Raw genomic sequence first — 18200 nt, forward strand, 5'->3', positions numbered from 1 at the left:
ATTTAAGTGAATTGAAACTTATTCTTTAACTACTTTTTTAGTAATTGTAGTATTGTCGCTCAACATAATGGTAAACAAGTAGGTTCCTTTCACTAATTCTGAAACATTAATTCTGTTTGAGTTTGTATTAACACCCACAGTTTTAATCAATTTTCCTGAAGCATCATAGATGGTTACTGTACCTTTAGAATGTCTTCCTAACATAACATTTACAAAGTCTTTAGCTGGATTTGGAGTGATGTTCACTTCTGAATTCAGTTTTACTTCTGTTGTACCTAAAGTTGGGCTTGTTTTCACAAAATACCCACCAAAACCTACTGACTGGAAGCTTACTTCCCAATATTGATAAGTTTCATTCCATACAATATCAGCAATATTAGGATTAATAGTTGCGGCAGGAGTTCCATATGAAGCTACCGTACCTGTTGTACTTGTTCCTGCATATTTTTCAATAATCAGATTGGCTTTATTCCCATTATCGTTAGCAGAAGTAGGTAGTTTTATAACACTTGTCTGGTTGTATGCATCAAAATCTGCCTGTTTAAAGTATAAAGTTACTTTTCCTGTAGCTGTTGTAGGATTTGTTGCAGGGTTTATTTCATATCTTCTTGAAACATAATCCGGCTGTACATTATCAACCCATACTTTTGAAGTTACACTTCCTGTTACTGTACTTGCCGTCTCTTTTTCAACTCTTGAAATTAACTGACATGCATTCGTAAAATAATTATATCCGGCTGCTGCTGAAGCTGTTTTAGTCTGATTAGAAGTTGCCAGATTTTTTACCTCAGCTACATCTTCATACACTGTAGCTCTCATTTTAAGATCAAAAGTTCTTGTAAGCCAGTTTGTTCCATCCGTTGATGTTTTGCTACGACCACTTACTGCTGTAGATTCATTTTTTATGGCCACTCTTCCTGCCAGACCGTTGATTACAATATAGAAATCTTTTCCTGTCACCATTTGAACGTTTAGGCTAGCCAAATCAACATAATTCCAGGTAAATCTTTGTACATCATTAACCCATGAAGAAACCGTTTTTGTAGCAATAATATCTCCCGGATCACCATTGGCATTTACTTTTCTTATTTGAATATCTACTGCCAAGTCAGTAGGAATTGTACCAGATCCGGATGTAAATGAAAAGCCACCCAATTTACCGGTTAAAGTTGGTGTATATCGAACAGCCAATGCCATATTATCAAAATTGCTGGCAGCACTGTTACTTTCTGTATTGGCAATAATATAAGGTTCGTCATAAGTAACGACTTCAAAATTGGATTTTACACATCCTAATTCATCGGTAACTGCCTTATAGATATCTAACTTTCCGTATCCCCATCTTGTATTTGGAATATTTCCTGTTGCTCCATCTTTTCTTGCATTGGAAGTAAGACGTGCCTTAACCTGGGCTGCAGTTAATGTCGGATTTGCCTGAAGCAATAACCCTACAGCTCCGGCAACTCCAGGAGACGACATACTGGTTCCCTGATTTTTTACATAATAATTGGTATTTGCAATAATATCTGTAGCTGCTGGTGCAGAGTTACTAGATCTTGAAGAAATAACAACCTGCCCGGAACCTGTGATATCCGGTTTCTGAAAATTATCAACTCTTGGTCCCTGTGCACTAAATGGAGAGATGGATTCTTGTGGAGTTGTATATAAATATCCTCCTGCGGACGTATACCAACTCGCTCTCCCCATATAAGATGCTACGGTGATTGCACTTGATGCATTTCCAGGAGTTCCTACGATATATTCGTTATCACCATTTTGTAAGGTAGTTGCTACTCCTTGACTAGAAAGCCAACCGTGTGTATTAATTGTTTGTGTTCCATTATTTGTGATTTCCAGCGTATAATTTCCCTGACAATTGGCAGTGGATCCTGTAACTCTGTTGATCACTAACTGGACATAGCGTTTGTTATTATCTGCACTCCAATAGTTATACATAGTAGCCGTAAATCCGCCTCCTAATATACTATGGGTAGTATCTGTACTAATATTTTGCACATATTGCTGACCATCAGGAGCTGTTAATTTCGCTGTAACAGGTGTATTATTATTAGCATACATGATAAAGCTAAATACAGTAGCAGCAGAAGTACTGCTTCCGACTGTAAAAACATAAGATTGTGCACCACTTGGCTCAATATCTACTTTTCTGTGAAGATTGATACCATAATCATTTCCTGCAGAGATCACCACTACTCTTCCCGGGCCTGAGGACGTAAAATTATCAACAGCCACTTCATGAGAGGATGTTCCGTCATGGGCACTTCCCTGCCCTCCAATACTCATGTTGACAACAATAGGTTTATTTAAGGCTGTTGCTACATTCTTGAAGTATGTCAAAGCATTAATGGTATTGGTTACAGGAAAAGATCCATTCCCACCTTTTACAAAAACAATATCTGCATCCGTTGAAAACCCTTTGTGTCTCTTATCTGCAAAAGCAGCTCCATTTCCTGCTGCTGTTCCCGTCACGTGGGTTCCATGTCCATTGGTATCATTCTCACGAACAAATCCTGTAGGAGTACCATCTAATTCATCTTCAATCTGGGCTCTTGTATATTCTACCCCTGTTGAAAATCCTGTAGGAGAAACCTCAGCACCCTGAGCTGTTAAAGTCTGATCCCAAATAGAAACAATTCTACTTTTTGTTTGATCGTCTACTTTTCTAAAATCCGGATGTTTCCAGTCAATTCCCGTATCATAAACCCCCACCAAAATACCTGTTCCATTATAAGCCGTATTATTAAAAACACCTGATTGCAAAAGGCTAGCTCCGGACTGAGCTCTACTCACATCATTATGCAGCTCATCAAAGGTAGGAGCCATCACAGATGTTACGTAAGGGAGGTTCATCAGTCTTTCAATATCCTCGATCGTAACCAACGCTGTAGAGAAAGTTGGCAGCTGACTTTGCACTAAAAACCCATCGGACTTTAGTTTTTCAGGCTCTTTAGTATAAATAATACATGAGTACATTGTTTTTGCTCCCTTCGAAGTCACCACCAAGTGCTGATCCAATTTCATATCAGCAGATTCCAAACCTTTTATGGTTTTCCCATTAGCCAGATTCTCTTTGTTCTTTAACAAAATATCAAACCGAGAATCCAATTTTTGAACCTGTCCGTAAAAACCATAGGAATATAACCCTAAAAAAGCAACTGTAGCATTCTTAAGAAGCTTCGCTCCACCATGAGAAATGCTTACTTTTGTAAAAAATAATTTCTTTAAATTCATGCCGTTTTTTTTAACAATACAATAATACAAATTTTATTGTATTGTTTATTCATTAAAATATTAACAAATATTACAATCTAAAAACCATCAATTTTAAGAATTTAACACAATCAACAAAACTAACAATCTATTACTAAATGCAGGATTTTCTATTTTATTTAAACCTTGGATGGGAACATATTATTTCTCTGGATGCGTTGGATCATCAACTGTTTGTATTGGCACTTATTGCTGTTTATTCTTACAGTGACTGGAAAAAAATCCTGATCCTCGTAACAGCATTCACCATCGGCCATTCCATCACCTTAGCTCTAAGTATTCTGGATGTATTTAGGGTTCCATCTGATTGGGTTGAGTTTTTAATTCCGCTGACTATTGTTCTGACTTCTCTGGATAATATCATCATGAAAAACCAAAAACAGACTTTAATGCGGGCTAATTATTACCTTGCTCTCATCTTTGGACTTGTTCATGGGATGGGTTTTGCCAATACGGCAAGGGTCATGATTGCAAAAAGCCAAAGTATAGCGATTCCGTTGCTTGGTTTCAATATTGGATTGGAGCTTGGGCAAATCGTTATTGTCTTTGCCATTTTAGTAGTCTTATTCATTCTTCTCAATATTTTTAAGGTAAATAAAAAGGATTGGATTCTCTTTGTATCATCCGGAGTATTTGCTTTATCCTTAAAAATGGCATTAGAAAGAATTCCTTTCTAAACGTGAAATATTTTCATTATTTCAACAGCTTATTACTATCTTTGATAATTATTAAATCTTTTCGGTTATGAAACTAAAAGTTACTATACTTTCACTTTCTGTATTCGCGTATACAGGTTTCACCGCACAAAATATTCAGAATAACCCGGGCAGCAATCATGGAAACAGGTTTGAGCAGCTGGGAACCATTCTGCCAACACCCAATATTTACAGAACAGCTTCTGGTGCCCCAGGACATGGATACTGGCAAAACAGAGCTGATTACAACATTACTGCTTACCTTGATGAAGACAAAAGGAATCTGAAAGGTTCAGAAACGGTTACTTATTATAATAATTCTCCGGATGAACTGGATTACATTTGGCTTCAGCTTGATGAAAATGAACATTCAAGCATAAGAAATGCCGGATATGATACCTCTACAAAGCTCCCTGCTTCAACTAATGATATCCAATTAAAAGTTACAGAGCTTCCTGTAAAAGATAATGGCTATGGGGTAAGTCTTGAAAAAGTAACGGACGCTTCAGGAAATCCTTTAAAGTTTACAGTTAACAAAACCATGATGCGTATTGATCTTCCAAAAGCTTTAAAAAAGGGAGAGAAGTTCATTTTTAAGGTAGACTGGAACTACAATATCTCCAACAGAATGAAGATGGGCGGCCGTGGTGGTTATGAAAATTTCCCTGAAGATGGTAATGATCTTTATACTATGGCACAATGGTATCCAAGAATGTGTGTGTATAGTGACTTCCAGGGCTGGCAAAATCATCAGTTTACCGGAAGAGGCGAATTTGCCTTGGTTTTCGGAGATTTTAAGGTTTCAATGAATGTACCGGCAGATCATATTGTAGGCGGAACAGGTGAATGTAAAAACTATGATCAGGTATTAACTTCTGATCAACTGTCAAGATACAGAAAGGCTGAAAATGCTTCTGAGCCTATTGAAATTGTAACACTGGATGAGGCTAAAAAAGCAGAGAAAAATCATTCAAAACAAAGAAAAACATGGGTTTTTGAGGCTAAAGATGTGAGAGATTTTGCATGGACTTCTTCCAGAAAATTTGTTTGGGACGGAATGCGTGTAACAATACCCGAAAACAATAATAAAGTAATGGCTATGAGTTTCTATCCGAAAGAATCTTACGGTCTTTACAGAAAGTTTTCCACAAAGGCAGTAGCACATACCATTAAAACATATTCGGAATTCACTATTCCTTATCCATACCCCGTTGCTCAGTCTGTAGAAGCTGCCAGCGGAATGGAATATCCTATGATCTGCTTCAACTTTGGAAGAACTGAAAAAGACGGAACCTATTCTGAGGGAACTAAAAATGGAATGATTGGAGTAGTTATCCATGAAGTGGGACACAACTTCTTCCCTATGATCATTAACTCAGATGAGAGACAGTGGGCATGGATGGATGAAGGGTTGAATACATTCACAGAATATCTTACGGAGGAAAAATGGGACAACAAGTTCCCTTCCAAAAGAGGTCCGGCATGGACAATCGTGGATTATATGAAACTCCCGAAAGATCAGTTGGAACCCATCATGAGTAATTCTGAAAACATTGTTCAGTATGGTCCGAATGCGTATTCAAAGCCTGCTACAGGATTGAATATTCTTCGTGAAACGATTATGGGAAGAGAACTTTTTGATAAAGCTTTCAAAACCTATGCAAAAAGATGGGCCTTCAAACATCCTGAACCTGCAGATCTTTTCCGTACGTTGGAGGATGCGAGTGGTGAGGACCTTGACTGGTTCTGGAGAGGATGGTTCTACGGAACAGATCCTGTAGATATTGCCATTGATAAGGTAACAATAGCAACTCCTAATCTGGATACTAATCCAAAGGCCGTTGAAGAAATAAAATATCAAGCTGAAAAACCATTAGTAAGCAGTTTTGAAGATATCTCAAAAATCCGAAATAGAGAAGACAAGAATATTAAGTTTTATGTAGACGGAGATAAAGATGCTCAGGATTTCTATTATCGATATGACAGAGGACAGGAAAAACCAAGTACAAAAGAATACACTGCTAAAACAGATGCTACTCTGCCTTTGGATGCTAAGGATAAGGAAAAATTCAAAAATATTACAGCCTATCAAATTGACTTTGTGAATAAGGGCGGACTGGTAATGCCTATCATCCTTGAGTTCACATTTGAAGATGGTACAAAATTATATGATAAGTCATCTGCACAGATCTGGAGGCTGAATGAACAGAAAGTTTCCAAAACTTATTATTTTGATAAAAAACTTAAATCGATCCAGCTTGATCCAATGAGAGAAACAGCTGATATTGATACCACTAATAATCTTTGGAGCAATAATGGTTCTGGTACAGAAACTTCAAAGTTCCAGCTCTTTAAACAAAAACAGGAAGGAGGCCCTGTGAGAGGAAGCTCAAATGGAAAAGTAAATCCAATGCAGGCTGCAGGAAAAAGCTAATACAATCATTAACAATAACCATGAAAAAACTTACGATCTTATTACTGTCCTTTGTGACAGCCTCTACCCTATGTGCCCAATCTCTGCAATTCTATACAGGCAAAAGAGATTTTCTTCCTATCGAAATCCTTATGGAAGACGGAAGTACGAAAAAAGGAGTCGCTCAGGATTTTATGCTTCCCGATGTTGCAACGTTCCAGTTTATAGGAGGAAATAGTGAGAAAAGTGCCCATTTGGACAGAAAAGAAGTGAAGTTCAAATCCTCGAAAGAAGATAAAGACATACAACTGATTCCTGTATCTGATATCAAAAGTCTTATCTATACCAACGAGGACACCAATGAAGTTTTTCAACTGGATAAAAGAATTGTAAAGGAGATCAATAATGACTTGGAAATGGAATCAGAAGGAAGAGTATTAATGCTTCCTTTGATGGAGAAAGGGCCAATCAATCTTTACGGGTACAGAAGTATGATGTGCAAGGCAAACTATGGAAATAATTTTGCAACAGGGTTTGATGGAAATGAAGACAACTGCCAGTTAACGTATGTCATGATTTACCTCAGCAAGCCAGGTGAAACAGTTGCTGTTGCCCCGGTAGATTACAGTTCATTAAGCCCTTTGGCATTATTCAACATGAAAACGCTTTATAAAAAGTTTTATAAGGCTTACGAAATTGTAGGAGCCGACTGCCCTGAGTTTCTGAAAAAAGTGGATGAGGCCAGAAAGAACGAATATTTTTCCAATAAAACCTTTAAGGAAAATAGAAAAGAATCCGATGTGGAAAGAAAGGCAATGGTAAAGGGAAAAAAGGGAGCTGAAGCCGCAAGAATCAATATGCATTACAAAACTGAGTTATACACCAAAATGTACAAAAAACTCCTTGATGATTATAAGCAGTCATGTCCTTAAAATATATTAGAAAAGCTCACCGATACAGTGAGCTTTTATTTTTCAATAAGATTATCTAAAAAATAAACTTTGATTTTCAATTTTTTATCCAAAATATTCTTTCAGTTGCTTTTTATAGGTTCTCCCCAATGGAAGCTGCTCCCCACCTTTCAGATAAATGGTATTAGCGTCATATGAACTGATATGTGAAAAGAGAACAATATATGATTTATGAATTCTGATGAATCCCAGATTCTGAAAATTTTCTTCAAAATTAGACATCCTTTCCAGAATCATATACTTTTTCAAATGGGTGATCAAAATAATATATTCTCCAAAGCCCTGGATCCATTTTATATCTTTTAACAGAACCTTATTCATGATATAATTAGACTTAAACATGATAAAATCTTCATGTTTTTTATCTTCAGCAGATTTTTTAAACTGTAAAAAATCTTTTGCTTTATAGACCGCTCTTTTAAATGTTTCAAAATCTACGGGTTTTACCAGATAATGCACAACATCCAGTTCAAATGCCTTTACGGCATATTGAGTTTCCAACGTAAGAAATATACATAATGGTTTATAGGGCAACTTTAATAAAAGATCAATCCCACTAATATAAGGCATATTAATATCCAGAATAACAAGATCTACCCTATTCTTCTGTAAATATTGAAGGGCTTCTTCCGGATTCTGAAATACCTCCAACAAATCCACATTTTCTATCTGATCACAATAATGTCGGATAAGCTCTAATGCAGGATATTCATCATCCACTCCTACGATGGTAAGGTTTGCCATTATAATTTAATTTTTAACATAGTCTCGTATGTATTATTTTCAATTTCTTCAGATATAAAAGTAAATCTTTCCGGGTAATATTTCTCCAAAATACTGATAACTGCCTCATTCCCCAATCCATTATCATTAAAGTTGCCAATAAGATTTCGGTTCCTTGCTACAGAATTTTTTATTTCGAATAAAAATTCCTGATTTTCTACTTTGTAGTATACCCTGATAAAACTATCATCCTCAATTCCTACCGCCGAATGTTTCAAGGCATTTTCAAATAAGGTAAGGCAAACAGATGGAGGAACCTCAATGAGTTCCAATGTTTCCTCATCTTCTATTTTAAAATTGATATCCAACAAATTATTATACTTTAACTGGTAAAGTCCTATCAGGGATTTAATGGACGAAAACTCCTGCATGAGGGTAATTTTCTCTTTATTGGTATCATAAATAACATACTGCAACAGTCTGCTAAGCTGTAAAATAGATTCTGAAGTATTCTCGGACGGGTTAAAGCTTTTAGAATAGATATTATTAAGCGTATTCAGCAAAAAATGCGGATTTAGCTTTGATTTCAAAAGGTTCAGGTACAACTGATCTTTTTCCTCACCCAATTCCTTAAAATCCTGCTCAATCAAAAATTTATCTTTCGTAATCCCTAAAAAGGAAGCCACCAATATGACAATCCCTTGGGCAGTGTATACATTATACAGAAATTTTGTATTGGAAAGAGTTTCATTAAACTTCATGTGGAAAACCGCAGGTTCCAGCAAAATCCTAAAAAGACTTGAAACCAAAAAACAGATAAAGGCATACAAAATAAATTCCGGATACTTATTGGAAAGATAGAACCTGGGGACAAGATAAAAATAGACCAGATAATAAATTCCAATATTGAAAATTATAACAAATAATACAGACCAAATGAGTTCAGGGACATCTAAAAAGTAATTTTCGGTGAAAAAAGTGATGATAAAAAAGAATAAAAAGAATAAAGCATGCTGAAATTTCAGCAAAAACCCCCAATGATATTTCATCAGCTTTTTCAAAATTTTACCATTAAGTAAAATCCTAAAAACCAACAATATAAACACAATATTTATAATAAAAAACATCTAAAATATCCAATTTTCAATCTTCCAAATATAACACCTTTTTCTCCCCGGATTGCAGTTCACTGATAAAAACTGCCATTGATTGAAAAATAAGTTCACGGGTGTTTCTTATAAATATATTTGAGAAAGCAGGATATTAATTCAGTATTACATGAAAATTAAATTATCATTAATCACCTTTTTCCTCTTGGTGATCAGCCAGTTTACCTATGCTCAAAGCAGGGACACTTATAATATGTGGTTCCAGTACCTGATGTCTGCAAAATTGACAGACAAAAGTACACTGACAGCCCTTTCCCAGTACAGGTCTTTTGATTTGGCTTATGATACCAGGCTTTTTCTGGTTTCCACTTATGTAGATTACGAGGTTGCCCATGAGGTAAGGCCGGCTTTAGGAATGATGTTCCTTATTTTGGATTCGTATAAATCTGATAATTCAAAAAAAGAAAGGTATGAGAAAAGACCTTTCCAACAGGTAAGTCTGGGTGGAAATATAGGACGAACTACAATCTCACATCGTTTCCGTGTAGAAGAGCGGTTTATCAGTAATCCGGATGAGTTTATCGTAAGACTCCGATACCTTATTTCTCTGAGAATTCCATTCAATAGGGCCGGAGAAAAAGAAAAATTCTATGGCATTCTAAAAAACGAGATCCGAATGAATGCAAGCAAAGAAGAGACATTCGACAGTAACCGTATAACAGCCGGAATAGGAATAAAAACAGGAAAAAACTCAGCAATTGAAGTAGCGTTTATCAACCAGCTGGAAACAGGATCTACCAGTAACTATGCGTATATCGGCTATCGAAACAATTTTGACTGGAGAAAAAATAAAAACAAATAACTAAAAATACATCTACTTATGCTTACACTCCTTGGATTTTTGATGATCATCATTTTTATGGTGCTTATCATGAATAAAAAGATGACACCTCTTACCGCCCTAGTCATTATTCCTGTAACAGTAGCACTTTTAGCCGGTTTTGGATCTCAATTGGGGGAAATGATGAAGAATGGAGTAAAAGAAATAGCCCTTACCGGGGTGATGCTCATTTTTGCCATCCTTTATTTTAGCTTAATGATAGATACCGGGCTTTTTGAGCCTTTAGTCAATCTTATTTTAAAAGCTGTTGGAGACAACCCAGTAAAGACTACTATTGGAACAGCTATTCTTACCACATTGGTTTCGTTGGATGGTGATGGCTCTTCTACTTATATTATTGTAGTTGCCGCTATGCTTCCATTATATAAAAAACAAGGAATGAACCCTCTTACCCTTACCTGCATTATTATGCTGGCGGGAGGAATTATGAATATTTTACCTTGGGGCGGCCCCACTGCAAGAGTAATGAGCTCCCTGAAACTAGGGCATACAGAAATTTTCGTTCCTATGATTCCCATTATGGCTTTAGGAATTATCTGGGTAATATTTGTTGCCTATATTCTGGGGAAAAAAGAAAAAAAACGCATCGCTAAATATGGAAAATATACTAAATACAGCGCTGGCGATATTGCAGGAGAATCTGACCCGAAACTTCTCCGTCCAAAACTGATCTGGGTGAATCTGATTTTAACCCTTGTTCTATTAACGGTGATGATACTAGATATTGTTCCATTAGGGATCGCTTTTATGATTGCCTTTTGTATTGCCTCTGTGATCAACTATCCTAAACTGAAAGATCAGCAGAAAATTATATCGAAGCATGCAGGCAATGCATTATCTGTAGCAGGGATGATTTTTGGAGCAGGTATTTTCACAGGTATTCTTAATGGAACAGGCATTATGCAGGCCATGGGTAACAGTATGATAGATATTGTTCCTAAAAGCTGGAGCGGCTACCTGAATATTATTACAGCCATCTTCAGTGTTCCTCTTACATTTTTCCTCACGAATGATGCTTATTATTTTGGGATACTCCCTATTATTGAGGCAACAGGACATCAGCTGGATATTGCTCCGGAAATATTAGGAAGGGCAAGTCTTGTAGGACAGGCTTCCCATTTACTAAGTCCGTTGGTTCCCTCCACTTATCTGTTGGTATCATTAGCAGGTGTAGAATATTCAGATCATTTGAAATACACGTTAAAATGGGCCATCGGATCATCGATTATCATGTTGATAGGAGCCTTGCTTCTTGGAACCATATAATAAGAATTTGATGAATAATTGTTATCTTCAACTTCACAAAATAGTAATCAAACTTAAAAATTAGTTTTATAAAGACAGCCTATTTCTCCAGATGAATCCTCTAGAATCTCAAAAAACATTCACCGGCAAATACCTTAAAAACCTTACACTGTATGTTTTTACAGCAATGATGGGCGGAGTATTGGCGGGCCACTACGCTCCCGAGCAAAGCATCAAGCTGGGAGTGGTAAGTCGGTATTTTTTTATGATTCTGGAAACACTCATTCTTCCCGTTATTTTTATGGCTGTCATGTATGGAATCAGTCAACTGTCCGAAATCAAAAATGCAAAAAATGTGATTGGACAAACCATTTTATATTTTTTGATCATGAGTTCGGTAGCCATCATGATCGGCTTCATTTTTGGGTTAGTGATGCAGCCCGGATCTGATACGGGAATTGATGTCACCAGAATCAAGACCTCTCTTCCCAAGACATTTGAAATCAAAGACGGCAGTTTATCTACCCTTTTATATCTTAACAGACATGGTATTTTTCTTCTGCTCTCTATTTTGATGGGAATTGCCATGAACCTTACTCCCAAAAAAGAAAAGTTCCTGCGTATACTGGATCGTGGCGGAAACATTTTCTACACGGTCATTAAATATCTTTACATCATTCTTCCACTCATTATTTTTTGTAATATCGCTTATGGTGTTTCTGTATATGGCATTAATACTCTTTTACCTTTGAGTAAAGTGGTTGCTACCGTATATATTGCCGATATTGTATTCATTTTTGGAGTTCTGGGGCTTGTTTCTTATCTGTTTAAATTTAATCTCTGGAAATTCTTATTGGATATCAAGGAAGAAATCATTCTGGTTGTCAGTACTTCTTCCTCAAAAACAGCCTTTCCCTTAATTTTTGAGAAAATGGAATCTCAAGGATACAGCAGAAAAATTTTAAGATTTATTATTCCTTTGGGCTATAATTTCAATCTTGCCGGAGCTTGTATCTACCTTTCTGTAACCTGTTGTTTTCTTGTTCAGTTTTATAATATTTCATTGAACGTTCAAGATTATATATGGTTGTTTATTATTATTTCCATTACTTCAAAAACAGCGTCCGGAGTACCTGGCTCAGGATTTCTGGCCCTTATTTTTACTTTAAACCGATTCGGAAAGATTCCTTTGACAGATATCGCGCTTCTTTATAGTGTAGATCGCTTCATGAATGAAGCTAGATCTGTCACCAACTTTATAGGAATTGCAGTTTCAGGAGCCATTATTTCAAAAATCAATCAGCATCAGAAAAGCAAAACACATTCTGCTTAGTTCCATTTTATAATTATTACCCTTTTCTCATTTCATCATGTAACTTTTTAAAGATCAGTGCAACTAACTATTAAAAAGATCATGAGAACATTTATTTTTCTTTTATTAGTTACCAGCACTAATTTTTTTTCACAGCAACTTCTTACCCCTAAAAATGTAGATATCAATTCCAAATTGATAAAAGACGAAACATCAGAGGCCATATGGTATACTGAAAATGCCGGTTCCAAAACAGAAATCGGAAGTATTATCACAGAATTTAAAAAGCTCAGCAAAACCGATCTGCTCATTAAAACAACAGTCAAAATGAAACAGATGCCTGATGCCAGCTGGATAGATTCCGCCATTGTAAAGAGTGCTAATTTTCAGCCGGTACAGCATTCCTCTTTTAATATGATGAGAAATATGGCCCTTATCTATAATAAAGATAAAGTAACCGGATATTACCTTGATAAAAAGACCCAGCAAAAAGAAGATATAGAAATTCCTGCAGAAAATTATTTTGACAGCAGCAGCTACCCTATGTTGATCCGTTTTTTTCCATTGAAAGAAAATACTACCGCAGAGCTTTCCATTTTCGATTATAATCCACGGGCTAAAAAAGGAATAATCAAAGCATACATTCTGGAGGTAAAGAAAACCGATCTGAACGGTAAGAAGGTCTGGGCCGTAAAAACTACCGATGACATCAGTGATAAGACCACCAATGTTACCTATTACATTGATCCCGAAACAAGAAAAATTATGAAGCAAGACATAGAGATGAATGGAAAAAAAATGTATATGGAAACCATAAAATAGAACCATACAACTGATAACCAAATATTTAATTAAAAAATAAATCAGAAAAATATATCACATATTAAGGAAAAAGTTTTATATTTGAATTAACACTTCAACACCAAATGTCAAAAACCTGATTGACTTTAAATGCTCAGGAACTGTACAAATAAAATATTAATAACTATGAAAAATGCTAAATTATTAAGCAGAGACGCTCAGAAAACAATCAACGGCGGAGCGGCAGGACGCTTTTGCTGCGAGTACAATTACAAAGGACAATGTATCCTGTGGATTGGCCCAGGACAGTACTGCCCATAGTAAAACAAACTCATAACATACAAAAATAAAAGTCGGAGAATTCCGGCTTTTTTTATTTTTCTGCCAAATTTTCACATTCGGAAACAAAATTCTGCCATTTCATCCAACAGTGCCTCATGGCATACATTTAGAGTCTTATTAGACAGGAATAATTAAAAAATAAATATATTATGTCAGTAAACTTTAAACCATTAGCAGACAGAGTATTGGTAGAACCAATTGCTGCAGAAACTAAAACAGCTTCAGGTATTATTATCCCGGACACTGCAAAGGAAAAGCCGCAAGAAGGTACTGTAGTGGCAGTAGGTCCTGGTAAAAAAGATGAGCCTACAACTGTTCAGGTAGGTGACAAAGTTCTTTATGGAAAATATTCAGGTGCTGAATTAAAGCTTGAAGGAAAAGATTATTTAATCGTAAGAGAAGCTGATCTATTAGGAATCATCGGTTAATTTGTAAAAAGTAAAATGTATTCATGTAAAATGATATTTTTCGGGATACAACATCATTAATACATTGTACAAAGTATATTAATACAATAAAAAATTATGGCAAAAGAAATAAAATTCGATATTGAATCAAGAGACGCTTTAAAGAGAGGTGTAGATGCATTGGCTAATGCAGTAAAGGTAACTTTAGGTCCTAAAGGTAGAAACGTAGTAATCGAAAAATCTTTCGGTGCTCCACACGTAACTAAGGACGGTGTGTCTGTTGCAAAAGAAATCGAACTTGAAGACAGAGTAGAAAACATGGGTGCGCAAATGGTAAAAGAAGTTGCGTCCAAAACTAATGATATTGCAGGAGATGGTACTACTACCGCTACTGTATTGGCACAGGCCATCGTAAGAGAAGGTCTTAAGAATGTAGCTGCTGGTGCTAACCCAATGGATCTTAAAAGAGGAATCGACAAAGCTGTTTCTGCAGTTGTTGAAAACCTAAAAACACAGTCTCAAACTGTTGGAGATTCTACAGAAATGGTGAAGCAGGTTGCTTCAGTTTCTGCTAACAATGACGAAACTATCGGTGCTTTAATCGCTGAAGCTTTCGGAAAAGTTGGAAAAGAAGGTGTAATTACTGTAGAAGAAGCTAAAGGTATCGATACAACGGTAGACGTTGTAGAAGGGATGCAGTTTGACAGAGGTTACCAGTCACCTTACTTCGTGACTAACCCTGAGAAAATGTTAGCTGAACTAGAAAACCCATATATCCTTTTAGTAGAGAAGAAAATTTCTTCAATGAAAGAATTACTTCCGGTTCTTGAGCCAATTGCACAAGGTGGTAAGTCTCTATTAATTATCTCTGAAGAAGTTGAAGGAGAAGCTTTAGCTACTTTGGTAGTAAACAAACTAAGAGGTTCTCTTAAGATTGCTGCTGTAAAAGCTCCAGGATTCGGAGACAGAAGAAAAGCAATGTTAGAAGATATCGCTATCCTTACAGGAGGTCAGGTGATCTCTGAAGAGCAAGGTTTCACTATGGAAAACATCTCTTTAGATATGCTTGGAACTGCTGAGAAAGTAACAATTGACAAAGACAACACAACTGTTGTAAACGGTGGTGGTGACGAAGCTAAAATCAAAGGAAGAGTAGCTCAGATCAAAGCTCAGATGGAAACATCTACTTCTGATTACGATAAAGAAAAACTTCAGGAAAGATTAGCTAAGCTAGCTGGTGGTGTTGCTGTACTTTACGTAGGAGCAGCTTCTGAAGTTGAAATGAAGGAGAAAAAAGACAGAGTTGATGATGCACTTCACGCTACAAGAGCAGCTGTTGAAGAAGGTATCGTAGCTGGTGGAGGTGTTGCTTTAGTAAGAGCAATTAAATCTCTAGACAGCCTTTCTGGTGCTAATTCTGACGAAAACACGGGTATCAAAATCGTGAAAAGAGCAATCGAAGAGCCATTAAGACAAATCGTTGCTAACGCAGGTGGAGAAGGTTCTGTAATTGTTGCTAAAGTAGCAGAAGGAACAGGAGACTTCGGGTACAACGCGAAGACTGACGAGTATGTTCACATGCTTGAAGCAGGAATCATTGACCCTACGAAAGTAACAAGAGTTGCTCTTGAAAATGCTGCTTCTGTATCTGGAATGCTTCTTACCACTGAATGTGTGATCACTGAAGTGAAAAGCGCTGAACCAGCTATGCCAATGGGTGGTGGAATGCCAGGAATGATGTAGTCTTAACTACTATATATAAACCAAAACCGTTCTATTTTATAGGGCGGTTTTTTATTATATTTGACCCGTAACTATTACCCATGAAAAATAACTTTTTTTCTACCCTATTTATTTGGCTGTTATTAATAGCTTTACCAGAAATGGTATTTTCACAATCTGCTGACTTTACCATTCAGGATGTAAAATTTGAAAGTCAGAATGTCACTCTTGCAGGCTCTATTTTAGAGCCTAAAAAACCAGTTGCAGCAGTTGTGATTGTTCATGGATCCGATCCGGTAAAAAGAGAAATGGAATTTGCAAAACGTCTTGCCAAAGAAAGCATTGCTGTATTCACCTACGACAAACGCGGAGTTGGAGAATCAGGAGGTGTATATGTAGGACCATCTGTGGGTACCAATAATATAGACCCTGCTAACCTTACTTTATTGGCTCAGGATGCCAATGCAGCCGCGGCAACATTTCAAACCTATTTGAAAGATAAAAAAATACCCATTGGATTAGTTGGCTTCAGTCAGGCAGGATGGATCATCCCTATGGCGGCAAGCAAAAATCCGCAAATTGACTTTATGGTTTTATTTAGCGGCCCTACCATTACCACTCTGGAACAACTTCGATTTCAGTTTTATACCAATGGAAACAACAATTTCTGGGAAAATCATACCGAAGCAGATGCCATTGAGCATACTAAAAATGATCCGGACAAATATCAATTTGTAGCCACCGACCCCAAAACCTATCTGAATACCCTTTCAATTCCCGGGCTTTGGCTTTTTGGTGAAAAAGACATACAGATTCCGGTAAAGTTGTGTATAGAACAATTGAACACCCTTAAAGCACAAGGCAAACCTTTCGAATATTCTTCGTTTCCTCAATTGGGACACAATACTTCTTCCAGCAATGATACAGCCCCTGTTGATACTGCCGTACAATGGATACAACAGAAAGCATTAAATATTAAAAAATCTAAAGCTTCAAAGTAAAACATATATAAACATGCTTGAAGCAGATCCCCTCGCTACCGCGTGATTGTACCGCGTGGTTTGGGCTTTTATATTTTACAATTAATGATTAATAAATAGATAGCTAAAACCAAAACAACATTAGCGCAATACGTAAATTTGGATGTTGTACGATATTTTGACCTAAAAAAACTAAAAATGAAAAACATATTAATTTTTGCTCTAATTTTTAATCTTTTATCTTGTAAAGCACAAGAATTTCAAAAACTATCTGTTTCAAAAACAGATGATTCTGACCTGTACATTAATGATGATGATTCTACAGAATTATTTTATTATAAATATGTACCAAAAATTAGTATTAAAGGTGTTTTAGTGATTATTCCTTCTGGTGGAGAACTCGTTGAAAATACATTAAAACAAATAACTCTGCCAAAAATAGCAGTTGAAAAAGGAATGATGGTCATTGTTCCATCAATCAATTGGGGAACAGATAATCGAGAAGCAGAATTCAAATTACTTGATAAAATTTTCAGTGAAATTGTCGCAAAGCATAAAGTATCGAAAGATAAATTTATAATCGGGGGCCTTTCAAGTGGCGCAATGATTTCTTTAACCTACGCTGAAAAGGCAACTAAAAATCCGGAAAAGTTTTTTCTAATACCAAAAGGAGTTTTTGCATTAGACGCCCCTTTAGACCAAGCTAGATTTTATAAATATTGCGAAAGAGAAATCGAAAGAAATATTTATCAGCCTGCAGTAGATGAAGCAAAATGGATAAAGAATAATTGGGACAGTATTTATGGAGGATCTCCAGACAAATTTCCGGAAAAATATCTGGAAAATTCTATTTATTCTTATGGAGCAAAAGATGGCGGAAACGCAAAGTATTTAAAAAAAATACCTCTTTTAATGTTCACTGATTTGGATACAGATTGGTTAATTAATCAAAGACATCGTGACTTATATGATTGGAATGGAATTGATATCATCTCAATGATAAACCAATTAAAAATAATGGGAAATGAAAACGCCAGAGTAATCGTTAGCCAAGGAAAAGGAGTTCGATTAGACGGAACGAAAAATCCACATTCCTGGTCAATTATGGATTCCGAAGTTTGCCTGAATTGGCTACTTGAAACATTGGAAAAATAAAAACATCGTACAACAGACGTTTGGCAAGATTGCAAATATACTTTTTTTCCTATACTTCTTCTAGCAATGATACAGCCCCTGTTTATACTGCCATACCATGGGTAAAACACAAAGCATTGAATAGTAAAAATCT

Annotated in this window: 14 protein-coding genes; 11 read left to right on the forward strand and 3 right to left on the reverse strand. The window is 36.2% G+C overall.

Annotated features, from left to right (window positions below; translation table 11 throughout):
* Positions 1 to 18: 18 nt before the first annotated feature.
* Positions 19 to 3252 (reverse strand): S8/S53 family peptidase, encoded by a 3234-nt coding sequence (locus tag EG359_RS11400; protein ID WP_076354796.1) that lies wholly within the window; start codon positions 3250 to 3252, stop codon positions 19 to 21.
* Between the two features lie 137 nt (positions 3253 to 3389).
* Here EG359_RS11400 and EG359_RS11405 point away from each other — a divergent pair, with 137 nt between their 5' ends.
* The 3 genes from EG359_RS11405 to EG359_RS11415 all read left to right on the forward strand — a co-directional run bounded on the left by EG359_RS11405 (position 3390) and on the right by EG359_RS11415 (position 7331).
* Entirely contained in the window at positions 3390 to 3968 is a 579-nt protein-coding gene (locus EG359_RS11405) for a HupE/UreJ family protein (protein WP_076354798.1), read from the forward strand.
* A gap of 67 nt (positions 3969 to 4035) precedes the next feature.
* Positions 4036 to 6420 (forward strand): M1 family metallopeptidase, encoded by a 2385-nt coding sequence (locus EG359_RS11410; protein WP_076354800.1) that lies wholly within the window; start codon positions 4036 to 4038, stop codon positions 6418 to 6420.
* A 20-nt stretch (positions 6421 to 6440) separates the two neighbouring features.
* On the forward strand, positions 6441 to 7331 hold the full coding sequence (locus tag EG359_RS11415; RefSeq protein WP_076354802.1) for a hypothetical protein: 891 nt from the start codon (positions 6441 to 6443) through the stop codon (positions 7329 to 7331).
* Between the two features lie 84 nt (positions 7332 to 7415).
* On the opposite strand, the gene EG359_RS11420 is transcribed toward EG359_RS11415, so the two are convergent.
* Both EG359_RS11420 and EG359_RS11425 read right to left on the reverse strand, forming a co-directional pair.
* Positions 7416 to 8114: a LytR/AlgR family response regulator transcription factor gene (locus EG359_RS11420; RefSeq protein ID WP_076354804.1), complete on the reverse strand. Its 699-nt coding sequence runs from the start codon at positions 8112 to 8114 to the stop codon at positions 7416 to 7418.
* Positions 8114 to 8854, reverse strand: coding sequence for a sensor histidine kinase (locus EG359_RS11425; RefSeq protein ID WP_228435061.1), 741 nt, complete (start codon positions 8852 to 8854; stop codon positions 8114 to 8116). The genes EG359_RS11420 and EG359_RS11425 overlap by 1 nt, the downstream gene beginning before the upstream one ends.
* A 517-nt stretch (positions 8855 to 9371) precedes the next feature.
* Here EG359_RS11425 and EG359_RS11430 point away from each other — a divergent pair.
* The 8 genes from EG359_RS11430 (at position 9372) to EG359_RS11465 (ending at position 18067) form a co-directional block, all read left to right on the forward strand.
* Positions 9372 to 10064 (forward strand): DUF2490 domain-containing protein, encoded by a 693-nt coding sequence (locus EG359_RS11430; RefSeq protein ID WP_076354806.1) that lies wholly within the window; start codon positions 9372 to 9374, stop codon positions 10062 to 10064.
* Positions 10065 to 10082: 18 nt separating this feature from the next.
* Positions 10083 to 11369 (forward strand): CitMHS family transporter, encoded by a 1287-nt coding sequence (locus EG359_RS11435; protein WP_076354808.1) that lies wholly within the window; start codon positions 10083 to 10085, stop codon positions 11367 to 11369.
* A 91-nt stretch (positions 11370 to 11460) separates the two neighbouring features.
* Positions 11461 to 12681 (forward strand): cation:dicarboxylate symporter family transporter, encoded by a 1221-nt coding sequence (locus EG359_RS11440; protein WP_076354810.1) that lies wholly within the window; start codon positions 11461 to 11463, stop codon positions 12679 to 12681.
* A gap of 81 nt (positions 12682 to 12762) precedes the next feature.
* On the forward strand, positions 12763 to 13482 hold the full coding sequence (locus EG359_RS11445) for a DUF3108 domain-containing protein (protein WP_076354812.1): 720 nt from the start codon (positions 12763 to 12765) through the stop codon (positions 13480 to 13482).
* 470 nt (positions 13483 to 13952) lie between these two features.
* The gene (locus EG359_RS11450) at positions 13953 to 14231 is read left to right on the forward strand and encodes a co-chaperone GroES (protein ID WP_034696138.1); all 279 of its coding nucleotides are present in this window, start codon (positions 13953 to 13955) and stop codon (positions 14229 to 14231) included.
* Between the two features lie 96 nt (positions 14232 to 14327).
* A complete protein-coding gene (gene groL / locus EG359_RS11455; RefSeq protein ID WP_076354814.1) occupies positions 14328 to 15953 on the forward strand; it encodes a chaperonin GroEL in 1626 nt (541 codons plus the stop codon).
* Between the two features lie 80 nt (positions 15954 to 16033).
* Entirely contained in the window at positions 16034 to 16933 is a 900-nt protein-coding gene (locus tag EG359_RS11460; protein ID WP_076354816.1) for an alpha/beta hydrolase family protein, read from the forward strand.
* Between the two features lie 177 nt (positions 16934 to 17110).
* Positions 17111 to 18067 carry a hypothetical protein gene (locus tag EG359_RS11465; protein ID WP_076354818.1) on the forward strand — a complete coding sequence of 319 codons (957 nt, stop codon included), beginning with the start codon at positions 17111 to 17113 and terminating at the stop codon, positions 18065 to 18067.
* Positions 18068 to 18200: the final 133 nt, after the last annotated feature.

Origin of the sequence: Chryseobacterium joostei, assembly GCF_003815775.1 — a bacterium.
GTDB lineage: Bacteria > Bacteroidota > Bacteroidia > Flavobacteriales > Weeksellaceae > Chryseobacterium > Chryseobacterium joostei.

What these genes read in the sequence shown, in the direction of transcription:
- EG359_RS11400 (WP_076354796.1), bottom strand. Translation starts at nt 3,252, where the DNA reads ATGAATTTAAAGAAATTATTTTTTACAAAAGTAAGCATTTCTCATGGT.
- EG359_RS11405 (WP_076354798.1), top strand. Translation starts at nt 3,390, where the DNA reads ATGCAGGATTTTCTATTTTATTTAAACCTTGGATGGGAACATATTATT.
- EG359_RS11410 (WP_076354800.1), top strand. Translation starts at nt 4,036, where the DNA reads ATGAAACTAAAAGTTACTATACTTTCACTTTCTGTATTCGCGTATACA.
- EG359_RS11415 (WP_076354802.1), top strand. Translation starts at nt 6,441, where the DNA reads ATGAAAAAACTTACGATCTTATTACTGTCCTTTGTGACAGCCTCTACC.
- EG359_RS11420 (WP_076354804.1), bottom strand. Translation starts at nt 8,114, where the DNA reads ATGGCAAACCTTACCATCGTAGGAGTGGATGATGAATATCCTGCATTA.
- EG359_RS11425 (WP_228435061.1), bottom strand. Translation starts at nt 8,854, where the DNA reads ATGAAGTTTAATGAAACTCTTTCCAATACAAAATTTCTGTATAATGTA.
- EG359_RS11430 (WP_076354806.1), top strand. Translation starts at nt 9,372, where the DNA reads ATGAAAATTAAATTATCATTAATCACCTTTTTCCTCTTGGTGATCAGC.
- EG359_RS11435 (WP_076354808.1), top strand. Translation starts at nt 10,083, where the DNA reads ATGCTTACACTCCTTGGATTTTTGATGATCATCATTTTTATGGTGCTT.
- EG359_RS11440 (WP_076354810.1), top strand. Translation starts at nt 11,461, where the DNA reads ATGAATCCTCTAGAATCTCAAAAAACATTCACCGGCAAATACCTTAAA.
- EG359_RS11445 (WP_076354812.1), top strand. Translation starts at nt 12,763, where the DNA reads ATGAGAACATTTATTTTTCTTTTATTAGTTACCAGCACTAATTTTTTT.
- EG359_RS11450 (WP_034696138.1), top strand. Translation starts at nt 13,953, where the DNA reads ATGTCAGTAAACTTTAAACCATTAGCAGACAGAGTATTGGTAGAACCA.
- groL (WP_076354814.1), top strand. Translation starts at nt 14,328, where the DNA reads ATGGCAAAAGAAATAAAATTCGATATTGAATCAAGAGACGCTTTAAAG.
- EG359_RS11460 (WP_076354816.1), top strand. Translation starts at nt 16,034, where the DNA reads ATGAAAAATAACTTTTTTTCTACCCTATTTATTTGGCTGTTATTAATA.
- EG359_RS11465 (WP_076354818.1), top strand. Translation starts at nt 17,111, where the DNA reads ATGAAAAACATATTAATTTTTGCTCTAATTTTTAATCTTTTATCTTGT.